We start from the raw sequence: 17361 nt of genomic DNA, 5'->3' as shown, positions 1-17361 counted from the left end.
ATGTATGACATTGAAAAAATCCGTGCTGACTTTCCGATCCTGTCGCGAAAGGTAAATGGCAAGCCGTTGACCTATCTGGATAATGGGGCATCCGCACAAAAGCCACAGGTGGTGATCGATGCAATCCATCAGGCTTACGCTCATGAATATGCAAATGTTCATAGAGGGTTACATTATCTCTCTAATCTCGCGACGGAAAAATATGAAAGCGTGCGCGGAACCGTTGCACGGTTTTTGAACGTCTCGGATGAAAATCACATCGTATTAAATTCAGGTACGACCGAGGGTATCAATCTGGTGGCCTATGGCTGGGCGATGCCGCATTTGGAAGCGGGTGATGAAATCATCCTCTCAGTCATGGAACATCATGCAAATATCGTTCCTTGGCATTTCCTGCGCGAACGTCAGGGTGTCGTTCTAAAATGGGTTGATGTAGAACCCGATGGCAGCCTGGATCCTCAAGCAGTTCTAGATGCCATCACCCCCAAGACCAAACTTATCGCCGTTACCCAATGCTCCAACGTGTTGGGGACTATGGTGGATGTCAAAGCGATCACTGTAGGCGCACACGAGCAGGGCGTTCCAGTTCTGGTTGATGGTTCACAAGGATCGGTACACATGCCTGTGGATCTACAAGACATTGGCTGTGACTTTTACGCGATTACTGGTCATAAACTATATGGTCCGTCTGGTTCCGGAGCGATTTATATCCATCCCGATCGCATGGCTGAAATGCGCCCCTTTATTGGTGGCGGCGACATGATCAAAGAGGTCAGTAAAGAGACCGTCATCTACAACGATGCGCCGATGAAGTTTGAGGCAGGAACACCAGGAATTGTTCAGACCATTGGATTGGGGGTCGCCTTGGACTACTTGATGGACCTTGGAATGGAAAACGTGGCTGCACATGAAGCCGCTTTACGTGATTATGCACAAAGCAAACTTGCTGGTTTGAACTGGTTGAATGTGCAAGGAAATGCACCGGGAAAGGCTGCTATTTTTAGCTTTACCTTAGACGGTGCTGCACATGCGCATGATATTTCAACGATCCTTGATAAAAAAGGCGTCGCAGTGCGCGCTGGCCATCATTGTGCGGGACCATTGATGGAGCATCTTGGTGTCAGCGCAACCTGCCGCGCTTCCTTTGGACTGTATAATACCAAGGCTGAGGTCGATGTTTTGGTCGATGCACTTGAACTCGCGCATGATCTTTTTGCCTGAGTTTAGGCAACATCCCTACCGTTATAGATAAGGGTAGGGATGTTATCGTTTCTAAAACTGTAACAATAAGGCGCGATCGCCTTATTTGCGTCATCACATGCGCATTTTTCTTTCCTAACTTGAAGACAAGATAAGGCTTCAAACGGGACAGAATGTCATGCAGACCCTTGTACGTACACTCTCTTCATTGCGCGCGATTGCACATATTACGGGTCGTAAAAGCGGCAAAAATCTACGTATCACACGTCTGAGCGAGGATGAAACTGCAACCTTGCGCTTGCAACGTCAAATCGCACAGCATTCTTTGCGTTAAGCGGTGCTTTTAGCTATCGTTGTTCCGCTGCAACGATAGCTACTGATAGTTATTTATCCGCGAAATCCGGTAGCGATGACAAATTTTTCTGAACTGTCAGAACGCGAAGAAGGCGGTTTAATATTCATAACCTTCGTGAACTTTTGCTTGAGCAGTTTTTGTAAATCGCCCTCTGCGCCGCCGGCAAGCACTTTTGCGACAAAGGTGCCGCCTTCGTCCAAAACATCAAAAGCGAAATAAGCCGCGGCCTCACAAAGCGCCATAATTTTCAAGTGATCCGTCTGCTTGTGTCCACAACTGGCGGCTGCCATGTCTGACATCACCACATCGGCCTGACCGCCAAGCCAATCTTTAACTTTGTCGTCAGCCCCTTCGTCCATGAAATCCAGCTGATAAAATTCCGCGCCAGCAAGTGTTTCCACTTCTTGCAAATCCACACCAATGATACGGCCAACACGTTTGTCGGTACGTTCTCCTAGTGAATTCACACGCTTCACAGCAACCTGTGCCCAGCCACCGGGGGCGCACCCCAAATCAACTACGCGTGCACCTGGAACCAGGAAGCGAAATTTATCGTCCAATTCCATAATCTTATAGGCAGCGCGCCCCCGATACCCCTCGGCCTGTGCGCGTTTGACATAAGGATCGTTTAATTGGCGTTGCAACCAGCGTGTAGAGCTGGTTGTCCGCCCACGGGCTGATTTTACTTTTACTTTCAGGTCACGCTGTCCACGACCAGAGGTGTTTTTACCCGTTGGGGTCTTTGCCATTTGTCTCACCATGTTGAACAGGTAATGAACCTGTTACTCATCGATCTTGCTGTCTTGCGAGGATCTTAATAGGGTCCGTCTTCCAGCACGCCATCCGCGCTCATCTGGGCATAAAGCAGCCCTTCCCGCAGGCCACGATCTGCAACAGAGAGCCTATCAGTCGGCCAGCATCGCAGAAGGGCTTGCAAGATTGCAGACCCCGACATGATCAATGCTTGCCGATCATCACCAATGCGCGGGTCACTACGCCGACCTTTTGGACCTAATTCCAGATAGCCTCGGATGACCTTATCTATCTGATCCGAGGTCATGCGCAAGCCATCAACTTTGGTTCGGTCATACCGTTTCAAGCCAAGATGCGATGCAGCAACTGTTGTGACCGTGCCGGATGTGCCGACAATCTGAAAACCTTCCCGCGTTTGCTCATCCTTATATGGCGCAAAATCTGCTAGGTTTTCTTCAAAGAACCAGCTCATCAGTGCAAAACGCGCAGAGTCATCTTCCACATCGTTAAACTGATCTCGCAAAGTGGCGACACCTAGAGGAACGCTGATCCAGTCAACAACCTTAGCAGCAGGGAAGGGGCTTTCGGCAGGATGAAAGCCTGAATGCAATCTCATGATTGCTGCAGGTCGGTCGCGTCGCGGTACAGATGAAATATCGATCCAGACAAGCTCTGTGGAGCCGCCTCCAATATCAACAACCAAAAGCTGTTCAGTCTTTGTCGAAACCAAAGGGGCGCAGGAAATAACAGCAAGCCGTGCTTCTTCTTCTGGCTTGATGATTTCAAGTGTCAGACCAGTTTCACGACGCACTTGTCGGATGAATTCATTTGCGTTTTTGGCACGTCTGCAGGCTTCGGTTGCGACAAGGCGCATCCGTTTTACGCGATTTCGCTTGAGTTTTTGCTGACAGATTCGCAGCGCCTGTATGGTGCGCGTCATGGAAGAGCGGGATAAACGCCCTGTTTTCTCCAACCCTGCGCCAAGCTGCACAGATTTGGAAAAACTATCCACCACATGGATGCCGCTGCCCTTTGGTTGGGCAATCAGCATACGGCAGCTATTTGTTCCCAAATCGAGCGCCGCATAGAGCGCATCTGGATCTGGGCGGGCCGGGGCAGGGGTTTCAACCGCACGGGGAAACGCACCTGCGCCCTTTGAACGCCTGGGCGCCATGATTCACGCCCTCCGATTATCGTGTTGCCTATAGAATAGGCCGCACGCAAGCTGCACGCAAGGGTGCGCGGCATCTTTGCCCGGTCAAGGCTTTGCTCAATGTGTTCATAATCCAAATGAAGATTTTGATACCGGCAAAGCATGGCCAGCCGGGAGGTTAGAGGGTATCTCGATGTGAGCCAAAAGGTCGCTGTTCTTCTGTGTCTGGTCGAAATCCGACGCGTGCCCGGTGAAATTGCGGCTTACAACCAAAAGACCCAACGAAACGGGAGATGCAGCAATGCCAGACGTGACAATTGTTTATTGGCGGGACATTCCGGCGCAAGTCATTGTTGGCAAAGGGCGTCGTGGTTCTAAACGGCAACTAGAAGAGCGGTTTGAACAGGCGATTGATCGTGCTGCAATGAAGGTAAATGCAAAGGATGCAGATGCTTATTTGGCGGAATGGCGAAAGGCGGAGCCTTATTCTGTTGAAGGCGATGCATCTGAAATTGCCGAAGCCGAAGCCCAACGTTTGGAGCATGAGTTTGATCAGGAGCGTTTGAAAGCCCTGATTGCAAATGATGGATGGGCATGAGCCCAAGGTCTTTATGGGGGGCCGCAATGGCATTGTTGAACTTCAAAAAACGTGACACGGGCCCAGCCCAAAGTGCGACCACCGAGATGCAGGCGCTGCTGGAAGGTTACTCGATCGAAGTTATGCCACGTACGGCGTCAAAGATTGAGGATTTCCGTGCGTTGCTTCCTGTGGGCACACGTGTCTATATCGCACACATTGATGGCACGCCGATAGACGATATGGTCTCAACGGCAAAACGGCTGAATGCGCAGGGCTTTCCAGTTATGCCACATTTCCCAGCGCGTATTATCAAAGACAAAGATATGTTGGCAGATTGGATTGCGCGATATCAGGGTGAAGCGGATGTAAAACAGGCTTTGCTGCTTGCAGGTGGTGTTGTGACGCCTCAGGGTGATTTTCACAGTTCGATGCAATTGCTTGAAACGGGTTTGTTTGATCGCGCGGGTTTTACACATCTTCATGTTGCTGGACATCCGGAAGGCAATAAAGATATTGATCCGGATGGATCGACCAAGAATGTTTTTGAAGCGCTTGATTGGAAACAAAAATTTTCAACGCGCACAGACGCTCAAATGGCATTGGCAACGCAATTCGCCTTTGAAGCAAAGCCAATCATTGCCTGGGCGGACAGTCTGAAACAGGCGGGGATTGATCTGCCCATTCATATCGGTATTGCGGGCCCAGCGAAGCTGCAAACTTTGATCAAATTCGCAATTGCCTGTGGGGTTGGACCCTCGCTTAAAGTGTTACAAAAGCGGGCGATGGACGTCTCAAAACTTTTGTTGCCTTATGAACCAACCGACGTGCTCTCCGAATTGGCAGCCCATAAGGCCAAGAACCCTGACTTTAACATCACGAATGTGCATTTCTTTCCCTTAGGTGGCATTAAGACCAATGCGGCCTGGGCGATTAACAACGGCGGTGCGTCAACCGCACCAGCAAAGGATCAAGTATGACCCGTACTATCATTGAATCTAAATCAAAGACGACCATCATCGGATTTGATCAACCCTTCACAGTGATTGGGGAGCGGATTAACCCAACGGGTCGTAAGATTTTGAATGCTGAACTGGAAGCGGGTGATTTTAGCCGGGTTGAAAGCGATGCATTGGCACAGGTAGCAGCAGGTGCAAATGTTTTAGACATCAACTCTGGGGCGGTGTTTTCAAATAAAATGGCCGAAGATCCACGCTATGCTGACAACAATTTTGTTGAACCAGACCTGATGCGGCAGCTCGTCAAAACCGTACAAGCGGTGACTGATACGCCATTGTGTATCGATTCATCCGTACCAGGCGCGCTTGAGGCAGGTCTTGAAGTTGCTGAGGGTCGTCCATTGTTGAACTCTGTGACAGGCGAAGAAGAGCGCTTGGAAGTTGTTTTGCCTTTGGTCAAAAAATACAACGTTCCAGTGGTCGCAATTTCAAACGATGACACAGGCATTTCTGAAGATCCTGAAGTGCGTTTCGCTGTGGCAAAGAAAATCGTCGAACGTGCTGCGGATTATGGTATTCCCGCGCATGATATTGTCGTGGACCCGTTGGTAATGCCAATCGGTGCGATGGCTACCGCTGGTTTACAGGTCTTTGAATTGAACAATCGTCTGCGCAATGAACTGGGTGTGAACACGACCTGTGGCGCATCTAATATTTCTTTTGGCCTGCCAAACCGGCATGGCATCAACAATGCATTTTTACCTATGGCCATGGCCACAGGGATGACGTCCGCGATCATGAATCCTATTGCATTGCCAATTGGTCCGAAGAAAATTGCAGAGAAAAAAGCTGAAGTGGCAGCTGCTGGTGTCATTCTGCCAGAAGATATGACGGACGAAGCCTTTGTGAAACTCTTTGGTATGGGGTCTACCAAAGCACGCGCTGGCAAAGAGATGGAAGCCATTCGGGCTGCGAATTTCCTCACCAACAATGATGACGGTGGCGCGGATTGGATCAAGTTTAATAAAGACCCAGATGCTGCGCCAGCTGGAGCTCGTGGCGGACGCCGTCGGCGACGCGGTTAAAATTGCTTTAGAAAGATAGGTGCATTCAGGTTAGTGTGAGTGCACCTATCTCTGTGTTTTGGAGTGTGTAATCAATATTATGTTAAATAATGGCTGTCGTGCGTTATATCACAAGGTGTGATGACATGTACTACCCAAGCTGTTCTTTGAGGCTTGCATACCGCGACGCATCAAAATGTACGCGGGCTTTTGCCTCGCGTAACGAGTAAAGCCATAGGTCTTCTTGATCTTCGGCAAGGATATCAAGAATTCCGTAGTTGCGCGCTGCGATCGGTCCGAGTTCTTGTCCTGTAGGTAGAATGCGTCGGCATACCGTATAACCTAGGCGATATTTCAACATATCGATTATTGGCTGTGGCAGCATGGTGCCGCCCGTTACGCCATCAAAACGGTAAGTTGTGCGACTGCGGCCAATGCCGATGTCACAGCAGACAACAAACAATAAACCCGCGCCATGCGCATTGCCGTTTACTGCTGCGATTGTGGGTTTGCCACAGCTTGCAAGCGTCTGAAATGTACTGGTCAACTGCGCTTGAAATTCTGCGCAATCAGGATTTTGATCTGATGCTGTCCCGCTGCAAAATGCTGCAAACGGACTTGAGAGAATGATTGCATTTACCGCGTCTTCTGCTCCCAAGGATATAATTTCATCTTCAAAGGATTTTAGGAATTCGGTGGTCAGTCCGTTGTCAGGGCCTTTGCCCAGTTGAAGTTCCGTAATTCCGGTCCCATGATCGCGGCGATTGAGCCAAGTTTGCGCGCCCATTGGTCCATGCTCCTCTAGTAAATCGTTTTGTCTGCACTATGTCGCCTCGAGATGTGTAAAGCCTTACCAAATCGGAGGTTTTTGATATTTATTCGGGCTGCATTGTGTAAATAGGCTTGTCTGATATGGTCAAAGGTGCAAATTCCAAAAAAGACGTTAGCTCGGTCTTAAGGCCGGATCAAAATTGAGACCGCGGGGGCATTTCATGCATAGTATTTTGATACTAAATGGGCCGAACTTAAATTTGTTGGGCACGCGCCAACCAGAGGTATATGGGCGTGAAACCTTGGCGATGATTCAGGAAAAATGTGTCAATCATGCAGCGGATCGCGGTGTTTCTGTTGAATTTATGCAATCAAATCATGAAGGTGTACTGCTTGACGCGATTCATTCCGCCAAAGAGACACATTCAGGTATTATTTTGAATGCGGGCGCCTATACGCATACCTCTATCGCTTTGATGGATGCTTTATATTCTGTCGAAATTCCTTCGATCGAAGTCCATCTTTCCAACATTCATGCCCGTGAAGAGTTTCGGCAGGTATCATATATCTCACGGGCCGTTTTAGGGCAGATCTGCGGGTTTGGGTCGCATGGATATATTCTTGCGATTGATGCTCTCCTTGCTCATTTCGATACTTAAGGTGCGAAATGGCAATACTTGACTACCTGCATGAGATAACCGAGACGCGCAGCCTGGAGCAATTGTGGAAATCCCATCAGGATAAGATGGCTGAATATGGGTTCACGCGGATCATCTATGGATATACCCGCCATAAAACAGCGCGCTCTTTGGGGGATCCTGAAGACTTTCTGGTGCTGTCAAATCACAGTACGGATTACCTGGACGGCTTTATACGGAGTGGTTTGTATTTTCATGCCCCGATGGTGCAATGGGCGATCGACAATGATGGTGCTTGCAGTTGGGATTGGGTGCAGGAACAGGTGAACTTAGGTTTGCTTGCGCCTGCCGCTGAGAGAGTGCTTGAATTCAATCAGAAAATGGATTTGACAGCAGGTTATACGGTAAGCTTTCCCTCGGCGTCTGGGCGCTTTCGGGGCGCGATTTCATTGGCCGCTGCGGCTGGAGTGTCCCAGACGCAGGTGAATGCGATATGGGAGACTCATGGGGCAGATATTCAGTTGATGAACAATATCGCCCATTTAAAGATTATCACCCTGCCCTATGTATCGCCTCATCGTAGTCTCACGGAACGGCAGAAAGAGACATTGCAATGGGTTGGAGACGGAAAGACCACGCGAGATATCGCGATGATCATGGGATTAACACCTGCGACGATCGAAAAGCATTTGCGACTCGCTCGTGAATCGTTGGCGGTTGATACAACTGCGCAGGCCGTTTTGAAAGCAGCGATGCTCAATCAAATTTTCCAAATGGAAAACTGAGAGTAAAAGTTTCGTTTCCTTGAGAACTAAAGCTAAAAATTTAGTCTGCTCATAAAGTTTTCGCGAAAAAAAGTGATTTAAGTAAGGAAAACACTACTCGAACGCAGTATTGTATAGTAATATGCTATAAGAGTTCCGTGAGTGGTGGCTTTGGCCTGGGAACGTCTGGATAGAAACCTAACAATTATTAGGCTCTCCTGTCCATCTGGTGTGTGTATGTTTTTAGTCAACATGCGCCCCAGAGCATTCGTGAGGGGTCCTGTCCATCCCCATCAGCAGGACTCCTCACACACTATCCACAACATAGTCGTTTCCTGTGCACCGCTGAAGTTTAATTCAGGGTGTATTTATATGTGATGTCAGTATGCTGCGCCATGAGGGCTCAACAGCGAAAAACCGGAGTATTTAATACCCCGGTTTAACGAACGTTCGAACAGAACTATAAGCGCTTAGCCTTGAGCTGCCTTAGCAACTTCTGCAGCGAAATCTTCTTTTTCGACTTCGATACCTTCGCCAACTTCCAAGCGTACAAAACCAGTAATGGTTGCGCCTGCTTCTTTTGCAGCGGCTTCAACAGTCAGATCAGGATTTACAACGAACTGTTGGTTCAGCAAGGTTGCTTCAGCAACGAATTTCTTCATGCGACCAACGATCATCTTTTCGATGACTTGTTCAGGCTTGCCGGATTCGCGTGCGATATCCATCTGAACCTGTTTCTCTTTTTCAACAACAGAAGCATCCAGATCAGCCTCAGACAGCGCTGCTGGGTTTACAGCCGCGATGTGCATTGCGATCTGCTTGCCAATTGCTTCGTTGCCGCCGTTCATCGAAACCAGAACACCGATTTTACCCATGCCCGCGGTCGCCGCGTTGTGAACGTATGCAACAACGGTTTCACCTTCGATGCCAGCCATGCGGCGCAGGTTCATGTTCTCACCGATGGTGGCGATCTTGTCAGTGATCAAGGTCGCAACAGGTTTGCCTGCAACTTCTGCATCCGCCAGGGCTTCAACGCTATCTACACCCAGAGCTGCGGTTGCGATACCGGAAACCATTTCCTGGAATTCAGCGTTTTTCGCAACAAAGTCGGTCTCGGAGTTGATTTCAACAGCAACACCTTTGCCGCCTTCAACAACAACAGCCACAAGACCTTCTGCTGCGGTACGGCCAGATTTTTTAGCCGCTTTGGCCAGACCTTTGGTGCGCAGCCAGTCAACAGCGGCTTCCATATCACCGTCGTTTTCGACCAGAGCTTTTTTTGCGTCCATCATGCCTGCGCCGGTAGATTCGCGCAGTTCTTTCACCATTGCTGCTGTGATTGCCATCTCGGGCTCTCCTCAAATTCGGAATGCGTTTGGGGCAGGTGATACCCTGCCCCACATGTCAAACATGTGACACTGATTGATCTGCTGATATCTTACGTTGCAGACCTATCAGCATCGAAAATTAAGCAGATGCTTCTTCAGCAACAGCTTCTTCTTCGGGGGCTTCTTCCAGTGCGCCAAGGTCAACGCCTGCAGCACCCAGCTGAGCAGTCATACCATCCAGCGCAGCACGTGCAGCCAGATCGCAATACAGCGAGATTGCGCGGGACGCGTCGTCGTTGCCTGGGATGATGTAGTCGATGCCATCAGGTGAGCAGTTGGTGTCAACCACAGCAACAACCGGGATGCCCAGTTTGTTGGCTTCGGCGATTGCCAGTGCTTCTTTTTTCACGTCAACAACGAACAGCAGGTCAGGAACGCCGCCCATGTCACGGATACCGCCCAAAGACGCTTGCAGCTTTTGCTGGTCGCGTTCCATGTGCAGACGCTCTTTTTTGGTCAGGCCTTCGGCACCCATTTCCATCTTTTCGTCGATGTCTTTCAGGCGCTGGATGGACTGGGAAACGGTTTTCCAGTTGGTCAGCGTACCACCAAGCCAGCGGTGGTTCATGAAATACTGTGCGGATTTCTCAGCAGCTTCTGCGATTGGGCCAGCAGCTTGACGCTTGGTGCCAACAAACAGAACGCGGCCACCTTTTGCGACAGTGTCACGAACAGCTTGCAGCGCCTGGTCCAGCATAGGAACAGTTTGCGTCAGGTCCATGATGTGGATGCCGTTGCGTGAACCGTAGATGAAAGGGTCCATACGTGGGTTCCAGCGCTGTGTCTGGTGACCAAAGTGAACGCCTGCTTCCAGCAGCTGACGCATTGTGAACTCGGGAAGAGCCATGCTTTATATCCTTTTCCGGTTTTATCCTCAGTGGGGGTTCAGAGCAGTTTGCTCCAACCGGCGGCATGTTTGGGATGTCTCCCCAAATCACACCAAACCCCACCTGCGGGTTCGAATGACGCGCGTATAGGCGAGATCCAAAAAATTGGCAAGGTCGTTTGGTAAAATATCTAAGAGGTGGGTGTCAAAGCACCTGCCCTGATGTAAATCCATCCCGCACACAGTCTTCGGCAGCCTTTGCCAGTGCCTTACGGTCTTTGTAGTCACGGACCAGAAGCGGTTGATGATAGATCACTTCAACACAGCCTTGATGTGGCTCACCAAGGATTTTAAGAAGGTTCGGCCCAAAATCCATGTCAGCCCACCAACCATAGAACCGATCGGGACGGCCTTTGGGCGCATGATATATGACCGATACAGGTTGAACGGACAATGTTTCTTTTAATGTTTCGCGAAAGAACGGTGCAAAGAGCGTTGTTTTAAAAGGTAAAACACGACATCCATCTGTAGAGGTTCCCTCTGGAAAAAACAAAAGCCTATGGCCTGATTTTAAGCGCTCTTCGAAAAGCGCGCTGTGTTCGCGCGCTTTGCTGCGATTGCGTTCAATAAAAACAGTTCCAGTTGCACGGGCAAGCCAGCCAATACCCGGCCATTTTGAAACTTCGCTTTTAGAGACAAAATACAGACGTTTTGTCGCGTTCAGGACAAAGATATCCAGCCATGTGGAATGATTGGCCACATAAGCTCCCGGACCAACAAAACCTTGGCCTTTGATGGTGAATTGGAAACCTATTATTCTCAATGCATTACGACACACAAGTTGTGTGATAAATGGGGTAATTGGGCGCGTTTCCCCTGCAAGAGGACGCTCAATTATCCGCAACACAAGTGTGGCAAGAAGCCCGCTAAACACAAGGACAGCTAAGACAGGTGCACGTGCTATGATAAAGACCCAGTTCAGTGGGCGTAAATGAACCTGATCAGGTGGGGTCTCGCTTTGCCAACTAACTGACATGAATTTACCGTGCCCCGCTGTAGATCTTGCGTTGACGTTCATTCATACGGTCGACATCAAGGATAAGACACACATCAGTGGTGTTGAATTCATGATCCACAAAAGCCCCATCTCCGATAAAACCGCCAAGCCGAAGATACGCTTTGATGAGCGCGGGAACTTGTAACATTGCGGTGCGCCGATCTAAGTTAGACTTATCTACTAAGTTCATGCTTTCATATGACTTTGATCGAACGCGTAAATCTTCTGGAGCAAGATGATTATGATGTAACAGCGAGAGAGGTGCTGCCAATTTTTCGAGATCAGTTCCATGAAAACTTGCGGTCCCAAAAAGCACTTCAATGTCATTTTTGAGTACATATTCTGACAGTCCGTTCCAGAGATGAAACATCGCCATTCCACCGCGATAGTCCTTGTGAAGGCAAGAGCGGCCAAGTTCGAGAATTTTTCGTCCTGAATTTTGAAGAACGGACAGGTCGTACTCCCCGTCGGAATAATATCGCCCCATCACTTTTGCCTGTTCTGATTGCAGCAATCGATACACGCCAACAACTTGCTCCGTGGCCGCATCGGACACGATCATATGGTCGAAGTAAGGATCGAAGGCGTCACATTCCAGGCCGGCTTCATGATCGACAAGATCACCGTCGCCGCCAAGCTCTTTTACAAACACTTCATATCGCAATGCTTGCGCAGCTTGCAGTTCCTCTTTGGTATCTGCAATCTTTACGATGAAATCACGATTTGGCGCGCTCATACGGGATCCTGCCTTGGGTTCAGACTTGCGCGCGTTTACCGTATGAGGCACAGATTGGGCAAGAAGTTAGGAAAATTTTCAGGATTTCATTAACGGTTCGTAAACCGTTTTCAATGATCAAAGACCGGAACTAAGGCGATGCGGGCACCGTCAAAAACGAGCTTTCCTTGATCTGGAAAGTTTACAGTGATCTTGCCACCAGCATTTGACTGTACTTGACCAACACCCCAGTCAGGCTGGTCTGGATGTTTGACAAACATACCTGGGGCAAGAATAGCGTTGAGGTCATTCATGATATGGCCCATTTCGGAGGAATACTATGACGGTAGATAACGTCAATATCGCGACTTTGATAGGGTCTCGGATCTGCCATGATCTAATTAGCCCGGTGGGCGCGATTAGCAACGGTCTAGAACTGTTGGGCATGGCTGGTGCTATGGATGGGCCCGAACTGGAGCTGATTGCAGATAGCGTAAATAACGCCAATGCACGCATCCGGTTCTTCCGCATTGCCTTTGGTCAAGCGGGTGAACAAGGTCTTGGACGTTCTGAAGTTGTCTCGGTGCTCGACGATGTCAGCAAAGGCGGCCGGATGAAGTATCAATGGCTGCCAGAGGCTCCGGCAACACGCGCTGAAGTTCGGTTGGCGTTTTTGGCTGCTCTGTGCCTTGAAAGTGCCCTGCCCTACGGTGGCGTTGCTGAGATGAACACTGTTGATGGATCTTGGGTGATTTCGGGCCAAGGCAACAAGCTGAAAATTGATGACGCGCTTTGGGACCGTCTTGGTGGGAATGTGTCAGAGGCGACACTGACGCCGGCGCATGTTCAGTTTGGTTTACTTCCAGAATTGGCGCAGGGGCTTGGTAAAAACGTTACGTTTGAAACCTTCGAAGATCGGATCGAAATACGATTTTGAAACGTCTGTCAACGTACTGAAAAGGCGCAACTTTTGTTGCGCCTTTTGTTTGTTATCGTGTTGTACCGTTCCCACGCACGAGATATTTAAAGCTGCTCAGTTGTTCCGCACCAACCGGCCCACGGGCGTGCATCTTACCAGTGGCAATCCCGATCTCTGCCCCCATTCCAAACTCTCCTCCGTCCGCGAATTGCGTCGATGCATTGTGCATCAGGATCGCACTGTCGAGACGGTTAAAGAAGGTTTCGACAGCCGTCTCATCTTCGGTGAGAATACAATCGGTGTGCTGTGAATGGTGTGCCTGAATATAAGTGATCGCCTCGTCGATATTATCAACGCTGCGGGCTGCAATGATTGCGTCTAGATATTCACGCCCCCAATCGTCAGCTGTTGCGCCAACCATACCGTCAGGGCCCGGCAATCCCTGTGCTGCATGGATTTCGACCCCAGCTGAATGCAGAGCTGTGAGAAGATCCTTCCCAAGCGTATCAGCGATATCTTTGTGAATCAGAAGACACTCTGCAGCGCCACAGATCCCAGTGCGTCGTGTTTTTGCGTTTAATACCACATCCATTGCTTTTTTCGGATCAGCGGATTTATCAACATAGATATGTACGATGCCTTCCAGATGGGCAAACACAGGAACGCGTGCTTCGCGTTGTACAAGACCCACCAAACCTTTCCCACCACGCGGTACAATGACGTCCACATAGTCAACCATGGTCAGCAACTCTTGTACGGCAGCGCGATCACGGGTGGGGACAAGCTGTACAGCGTCCGCAGGCAGTCCTGCAGATTCTAGGCCCTGAACAAGACAAGCGTGGATCGCTTGGCTGGAGTGAAAGCTTTCAGACCCACCTCGCAGGATAACAGCGTTACCTGATTTCAAGCAAAGCGCGCCCGCGTCCGCCGTCACGTTTGGGCGGCTTTCATAGATTACGCCAATCACGCCAAGTGGAGTGCGCACACGTTGAATATTCAAACCAGACGGCTGATCCCACTCGGCCATCACCTCACCAATTGGGTCTGTCTGCCCGGCAATGGCGCGCAATCCATCAACGATACCTTGAACACGTGCTTCATCAAGCAGAAGACGGTCCATCATTGCGTCTGAAAGCCCTTTAAGTCTTCCAAATTCAAGATCTTGCGCATTGGCGTCGATGATTGCGCTACGGCTGCCCCAAACGGCATCCGCGGCCTTATTCAAGGCAAGGCTCTTTTGCGCAGCGCTTGCGCTTGCCAGAGCTTGTGAGGCAGCTTTGGCGCGTCGACCAAGGTCTTGCATCATATCGGTAATATTAATTTCGGTGGTCATGGTCTGTCACCTATTGTCTGTTGGCGTCTTGTTTAAAGCGCCATATCGTCTCGATGGATAAGAGCGGCGCGACCGGGATAGCCCAACAGGCCTTCAATTTCACCGGTTTTATGCCCCTGTATAATACGGGCCTCAGAATCTGTATAACATGACAGCCCCTGCCCCAATTTGTGCCCGTCCGGGCCGAGGATGGCCAGCGGATCGCCGCGGCCAAAGTCACCCTCCACATGACGCACACCTGCAGGTAGCAGGCTTTTTCCTGAGTTCAGCGCCAAAACAGCGCCCGGATCCACAGTGACGACACCGCGGGTTTTCATCGTTGCGATCCAGCGCTTTCGCGCCACCTGTGGATCGCCATCTGCAGTGAACCAAGTGCAGTTTGCACCATGTTCTAATGTTTTCAATGGGTTCAAGGGCGAACCTTCGGTGATTACCATCGCGCAGCCTGCTGCCGTAGCCATTTTCGCGGCAAGCAATTTGGTGATCATACCACCTTTTGACAGTCCCGAAATACCATCGCCCGCCATGGCTTCGATGTCAGGCGTAATCTCGTCAATCTGTTCAAACCGCGTGGCAGTCGGATCAAGCCCGGGATTACTGCTGTAAAACCCATCCACATCTGACAGCAGAATGAGACAATCTGCACCCACCGTCACCGCGACCTGTGCCGCAAGGCGATCATTGTCGCCATAGCGGATTTCATCGGTGGCAATCGTATCATTTTCGTTCACGATGGGGACAGCACCAAGCCCGATCAACGTTGCAAGCGTTGCGCGTGAATTCAAATAACGCCGCCGGTCTTCGCTGTCTTCCAAGGTGACAAGCACCTGTGCGGTCGTGATCTGATAAGGTTCCAGCGCCTGTTCATAAGCCCGCGCCAGGCGGATTTGCCCAACGGCTGCCGCGGCTTGTGATTGCTCTAATGCAAGATCTGTTTGTGGCAATCCAAGTGCGCGTCGTCCCAGTGCGATCGAACCAGAGGAGACGAGGATGACATCCTTGCCCATGGATTTTAACCAAGCGACATCATTGGCAAGCGTCTGCAACCAGCCCGCACGCAGCTGGCCGGTGTCCCGATCTACCAGCAGCGCTGAGCCAATTTTAACAACAATGCGTTTTGCGTCACTTAAGGATGCCAAGGTTTGGCCTCCTCCACAGGTTTCTGACGGAGGCGGTCATCATCGATTTGGCTGCGTAGCGTGCGCAATACCTCGTTTAAACCCTCACGCGCAACGCTGGACAGCATCATCACAGGTCTACCGACCTCAGCCTCAAGCGCGGCTTTGGCCTCGGCGCGTTCGTCTTCGTCCAGCGCATCGATTTTGTTCAAAACGGTGATCCGGTTCTTCGTGGCCAGCTCTCCGCCATAAGCTTCAAGCTCATTGATGATGGTGCGATAATCTTCGGCAACAGTTTCCGAGGTTCCATCCACCAGATGCAACAACACCGCGCAGCGTTCCACATGCCCTAGGAAACGGTCACCAATCCCACGCCCCTCATGTGCGCCCTCAATAAGTCCCGGTATATCAGCGACAACAAATTCAGTGTTATCAATGCCTACAACGCCCAAGTTCGGGTGTAGCGTGGTAAAGGGGTAATCAGCGATCTTGGGACGTGCATTGGATGTCGCTGACAAAAAGGTTGATTTACCCGCATTTGGCAGCCCCAAAAGACCGGCATCCGCAATCAGTTTCAGGCGCAGCCAAAGTGTCCGCTCAATCCCCTCTTGGCCGGGATTTGCGCGCCGGGGTGCCTGGTTGGTTGCAGATTTGAAATGCAGGTTGCCAAAACCACCATTACCGCCTTTTGCGAGCAGCACTTTCTGCCCGACCTCGGTTAGATCCGCCAGCACGGTTTCCTCGTCTTCATCAAGGATTTCGGTTCCCACGGGCACCCGCAGGGTAATGTCATCACCGTCTTTACCGGTGCGCTGATTTCCCATACCGGACTGGCCGTTTTTCGCGAAAAAATGTTGTTGATAGCGAAAATCAATAAGCGTGTTGAGCCCTTCAACCGCTTCAACCCAGACGGATCCCCCCTTGCCGCCGTCGCCGCCGTCGGGGCCACCATATTCAATGTATTTCTCGCGGCGAAAACTGACACAGCCGTTGCCACCGCCCCCAGAGCGAATATAGACTTTTGTCAGGTCGAGGAATTTCATGTCTGCTCCTTTGGCCAGTCCAATGAAAGACCGCACCATACGTCAAATTGAGCGGTAAGCCCTGCTCCCGCTCTCGTGTCTGTTGGCCTGCTTTACCGCAAAGCGACAGGCAGGCCAATCAAAGTTTTTGGGCTTTATAGCTTGCGACTGTAAGTCCATGTGGTGACATTCGCATCCCGAGCCACCGAAAAGGTTTCGGCGTCTCCCAGATATTCGAATCCACAATGAATAAGCACCCGTGCCGAGGCTGGATTGTCCTGAAAGACGCTTGCAAACATGGTGGCATCTGCAAACGGATTCCCTTCTACCAAGCTGCGTACGGCTTCAGTGGCAAGGCCCGTGTTCCAAAACAAAGGTGCGATCCAATATCCCACTTCGGACTGACTGCGATCCATACGATTGAGCGAAATAACCCCTTGTAATTCAGGCCCACCATCGTTTGTTCCGTCGATTGCCCAGACATACTCTGTGCCATTTGGCGTCATCGCTCGATCCACAAAGGCTTCTACGGCGCCGGGTGGCATCGGATGAGGAATGGCGCTTGTCATATGCGCAACCCGCTTGTCACTGGCGTAATGCGAGATCAAACCCGTGTCTGACTTTCGCAACGGACGCAACGCGAAACGCTCTGCCGTTATTGTCGGCTGCATTGCAATTTGATCCAGGCTCATAGCTGCGCTCCTCATCCAAACATTTCTTGCCTTGTGGGGGATTTGCCCCGTGCTGCT

Annotated in this window: 20 protein-coding genes; 8 read left to right on the top strand and 12 right to left on the bottom strand. The window is 50.5% G+C overall.

All coding sequences use genetic code 11. The features are described from left to right. Both BLP79_RS05850 and BLP79_RS19620 read left to right on the top strand, forming a co-directional pair. Entirely contained in the window at positions 1–1221 is a 1221-nt protein-coding gene (locus BLP79_RS05850) for a cysteine desulfurase (protein ID WP_090217238.1), read from the top strand. 157 nt (positions 1222–1378) lie between these two features. Beyond that, the gene (locus tag BLP79_RS19620) at positions 1379–1534 is read left to right on the top strand and encodes a hypothetical protein (protein WP_157843941.1); all 156 of its coding nucleotides are present in this window, start codon (positions 1379–1381) and stop codon (positions 1532–1534) included. 53 nt (positions 1535–1587) lie between these two features. Here BLP79_RS19620 and BLP79_RS05845 read toward each other — a convergent pair whose 3' ends face one another. Next, positions 1588–2304 carry an RlmE family RNA methyltransferase gene (locus BLP79_RS05845; RefSeq protein ID WP_090217236.1) on the bottom strand — a complete coding sequence of 239 codons (717 nt, stop codon included), beginning with the start codon at positions 2302–2304 and terminating at the stop codon, positions 1588–1590. Positions 2305–2369: 65 nt separating this feature from the next. Beyond that, positions 2370–3482: a Ppx/GppA phosphatase family protein gene (locus BLP79_RS05840; protein WP_090217234.1), complete on the bottom strand. Its 1113-nt coding sequence runs from the start codon at positions 3480–3482 to the stop codon at positions 2370–2372. Between the two features lie 280 nt (positions 3483–3762). Here BLP79_RS05840 and BLP79_RS05835 point away from each other — a divergent pair, with 280 nt between their 5' ends. The 3 genes from BLP79_RS05835 to BLP79_RS05825 are packed head-to-tail and all read left to right on the top strand — an operon-like array spanning position 3763 to position 6082. Continuing rightward, entirely contained in the window at positions 3763–4059 is a 297-nt protein-coding gene (locus tag BLP79_RS05835) for a virulence factor (RefSeq protein WP_090217233.1), read from the top strand. Positions 4060–4085: 26 nt separating this feature from the next. Beyond that, complete coding sequence (locus BLP79_RS05830) at positions 4086–5018, top strand: methylenetetrahydrofolate reductase (RefSeq protein ID WP_090217610.1); 933 nt, start codon at positions 4086–4088, stop codon at positions 5016–5018. Further along, a complete protein-coding gene (locus tag BLP79_RS05825; protein ID WP_090217231.1) occupies positions 5015–6082 on the top strand; it encodes a methyltetrahydrofolate cobalamin methyltransferase in 1068 nt (355 codons plus the stop codon). Before BLP79_RS05830 ends, BLP79_RS05825 begins: the two co-directional genes overlap by 4 nt. Positions 6083–6212: 130 nt before the next feature. On the opposite strand, the gene BLP79_RS05820 is transcribed toward BLP79_RS05825, so the two are convergent. Further along, positions 6213–6848 (bottom strand): enoyl-CoA hydratase/isomerase family protein, encoded by a 636-nt coding sequence (locus tag BLP79_RS05820; RefSeq protein WP_090217230.1) that lies wholly within the window; start codon positions 6846–6848, stop codon positions 6213–6215. Positions 6849–7053: 205 nt separating this feature from the next. Here BLP79_RS05820 and aroQ point away from each other — a divergent pair, with 205 nt between their 5' ends. Both aroQ and BLP79_RS05810 read left to right on the top strand, forming a co-directional pair. Next, complete coding sequence (gene aroQ, locus BLP79_RS05815; protein ID WP_090217228.1) at positions 7054–7491, top strand: type II 3-dehydroquinate dehydratase; 438 nt, start codon at positions 7054–7056, stop codon at positions 7489–7491. 8 nt (positions 7492–7499) lie between these two features. Then, positions 7500–8255: an autoinducer binding domain-containing protein gene (locus BLP79_RS05810; RefSeq protein ID WP_090217226.1), complete on the top strand. Its 756-nt coding sequence runs from the start codon at positions 7500–7502 to the stop codon at positions 8253–8255. 449 nt (positions 8256–8704) lie between these two features. Here the strand turns inward: BLP79_RS05810 and tsf are convergent, their stop codons facing one another. The 5 genes from tsf to BLP79_RS05785 form a co-directional block, all read right to left on the bottom strand. Continuing rightward, positions 8705–9580, bottom strand: coding sequence for a translation elongation factor Ts (gene tsf, locus BLP79_RS05805; protein ID WP_090217225.1), 876 nt, complete (start codon positions 9578–9580; stop codon positions 8705–8707). Positions 9581–9701: 121 nt separating this feature from the next. Further along, positions 9702–10469, bottom strand: a complete 768-nt coding sequence (gene rpsB / locus BLP79_RS05800) for a 30S ribosomal protein S2 (protein ID WP_090217223.1) — start codon at positions 10467–10469, stop codon at positions 9702–9704. Positions 10470–10653: 184 nt separating this feature from the next. Then, the gene (gene olsA / locus BLP79_RS05795; protein WP_090217222.1) at positions 10654–11484 is read right to left on the bottom strand and encodes a lyso-ornithine lipid O-acyltransferase; all 831 of its coding nucleotides are present in this window, start codon (positions 11482–11484) and stop codon (positions 10654–10656) included. Positions 11485–11488: 4 nt separating this feature from the next. Continuing rightward, positions 11489–12241 (bottom strand): L-ornithine N(alpha)-acyltransferase, encoded by a 753-nt coding sequence (gene olsB / locus BLP79_RS05790; RefSeq protein WP_090217220.1) that lies wholly within the window; start codon positions 12239–12241, stop codon positions 11489–11491. A 110-nt stretch (positions 12242–12351) separates the two neighbouring features. Beyond that, on the bottom strand, positions 12352–12534 hold the full coding sequence (locus tag BLP79_RS05785; protein WP_090217218.1) for a DUF3553 domain-containing protein: 183 nt from the start codon (positions 12532–12534) through the stop codon (positions 12352–12354). A 26-nt stretch (positions 12535–12560) separates the two neighbouring features. On the opposite strand from BLP79_RS05785, the gene BLP79_RS05780 reads away from it, so the two are divergent. After that, positions 12561–13157, top strand: coding sequence for a histidine phosphotransferase family protein (locus BLP79_RS05780; RefSeq protein ID WP_090217217.1), 597 nt, complete (start codon positions 12561–12563; stop codon positions 13155–13157). Positions 13158–13209: 52 nt separating this feature from the next. Here BLP79_RS05780 and BLP79_RS05775 read toward each other — a convergent pair whose 3' ends face one another. The 4 genes from BLP79_RS05775 to BLP79_RS05760 form a co-directional block, all read right to left on the bottom strand. Continuing rightward, entirely contained in the window at positions 13210–14472 is a 1263-nt protein-coding gene (locus tag BLP79_RS05775) for a glutamate-5-semialdehyde dehydrogenase (protein WP_090217215.1), read from the bottom strand. Between the two features lie 32 nt (positions 14473–14504). Beyond that, positions 14505–15611: a glutamate 5-kinase gene (proB, locus tag BLP79_RS05770; RefSeq protein ID WP_090217214.1), complete on the bottom strand. Its 1107-nt coding sequence runs from the start codon at positions 15609–15611 to the stop codon at positions 14505–14507. Continuing rightward, on the bottom strand, positions 15599–16633 hold the full coding sequence (gene obgE, locus BLP79_RS05765) for a GTPase ObgE (RefSeq protein ID WP_090217608.1): 1035 nt from the start codon (positions 16631–16633) through the stop codon (positions 15599–15601). The genes proB and obgE overlap by 13 nt, the downstream gene beginning before the upstream one ends. A gap of 134 nt (positions 16634–16767) precedes the next feature. Next, positions 16768–17304 carry a GNAT family N-acetyltransferase gene (locus BLP79_RS05760; RefSeq protein ID WP_090217212.1) on the bottom strand — a complete coding sequence of 179 codons (537 nt, stop codon included), beginning with the start codon at positions 17302–17304 and terminating at the stop codon, positions 16768–16770. Positions 17305–17361: the final 57 nt, after the last annotated feature.

The sequence above is a fragment of the Epibacterium ulvae genome (assembly GCF_900102795.1).
GTDB lineage: Bacteria > Pseudomonadota > Alphaproteobacteria > Rhodobacterales > Rhodobacteraceae > Epibacterium > Epibacterium ulvae.
The sequence above is the reverse complement of the archived record's forward strand: the minus strand, read 5'-3'. Positions and strand labels throughout refer to the sequence as shown.

Excerpts from the sequence above, each read along its gene's own strand:
- tsf (WP_090217225.1), bottom strand. The coding sequence starts at position 9,580 with ATGGCAATCACAGCAGCAATGGTGAAAGAACTGCGCGAATCTACCGGC.
- aroQ (WP_090217228.1), top strand. The coding sequence starts at position 7,054 with ATGCATAGTATTTTGATACTAAATGGGCCGAACTTAAATTTGTTGGGC.
- BLP79_RS05825 (WP_090217231.1), top strand. The coding sequence starts at position 5,015 with ATGACCCGTACTATCATTGAATCTAAATCAAAGACGACCATCATCGGA.
- olsA (WP_090217222.1), bottom strand. The coding sequence starts at position 11,484 with ATGTCAGTTAGTTGGCAAAGCGAGACCCCACCTGATCAGGTTCATTTA.
- BLP79_RS05775 (WP_090217215.1), bottom strand. The coding sequence starts at position 14,472 with ATGACCACCGAAATTAATATTACCGATATGATGCAAGACCTTGGTCGA.
- BLP79_RS05760 (WP_090217212.1), bottom strand. The coding sequence starts at position 17,304 with ATGAGCCTGGATCAAATTGCAATGCAGCCGACAATAACGGCAGAGCGT.
- BLP79_RS05835 (WP_090217233.1), top strand. The coding sequence starts at position 3,763 with ATGCCAGACGTGACAATTGTTTATTGGCGGGACATTCCGGCGCAAGTC.
- BLP79_RS19620 (WP_157843941.1), top strand. The coding sequence starts at position 1,379 with ATGCAGACCCTTGTACGTACACTCTCTTCATTGCGCGCGATTGCACAT.
- olsB (WP_090217220.1), bottom strand. The coding sequence starts at position 12,241 with ATGAGCGCGCCAAATCGTGATTTCATCGTAAAGATTGCAGATACCAAA.
- rpsB (WP_090217223.1), bottom strand. The coding sequence starts at position 10,469 with ATGGCTCTTCCCGAGTTCACAATGCGTCAGCTGCTGGAAGCAGGCGTT.
- BLP79_RS05780 (WP_090217217.1), top strand. The coding sequence starts at position 12,561 with ATGACGGTAGATAACGTCAATATCGCGACTTTGATAGGGTCTCGGATC.
- BLP79_RS05830 (WP_090217610.1), top strand. The coding sequence starts at position 4,086 with ATGGCATTGTTGAACTTCAAAAAACGTGACACGGGCCCAGCCCAAAGT.
- BLP79_RS05810 (WP_090217226.1), top strand. The coding sequence starts at position 7,500 with ATGGCAATACTTGACTACCTGCATGAGATAACCGAGACGCGCAGCCTG.
- obgE (WP_090217608.1), bottom strand. The coding sequence starts at position 16,633 with ATGAAATTCCTCGACCTGACAAAAGTCTATATTCGCTCTGGGGGCGGT.
- BLP79_RS05845 (WP_090217236.1), bottom strand. The coding sequence starts at position 2,304 with ATGGCAAAGACCCCAACGGGTAAAAACACCTCTGGTCGTGGACAGCGT.
- BLP79_RS05850 (WP_090217238.1), top strand. The coding sequence starts at position 1 with ATGTATGACATTGAAAAAATCCGTGCTGACTTTCCGATCCTGTCGCGA.
- BLP79_RS05820 (WP_090217230.1), bottom strand. The coding sequence starts at position 6,848 with ATGGGCGCGCAAACTTGGCTCAATCGCCGCGATCATGGGACCGGAATT.
- BLP79_RS05785 (WP_090217218.1), bottom strand. The coding sequence starts at position 12,534 with ATGAATGACCTCAACGCTATTCTTGCCCCAGGTATGTTTGTCAAACAT.
- BLP79_RS05840 (WP_090217234.1), bottom strand. The coding sequence starts at position 3,482 with ATGGCGCCCAGGCGTTCAAAGGGCGCAGGTGCGTTTCCCCGTGCGGTT.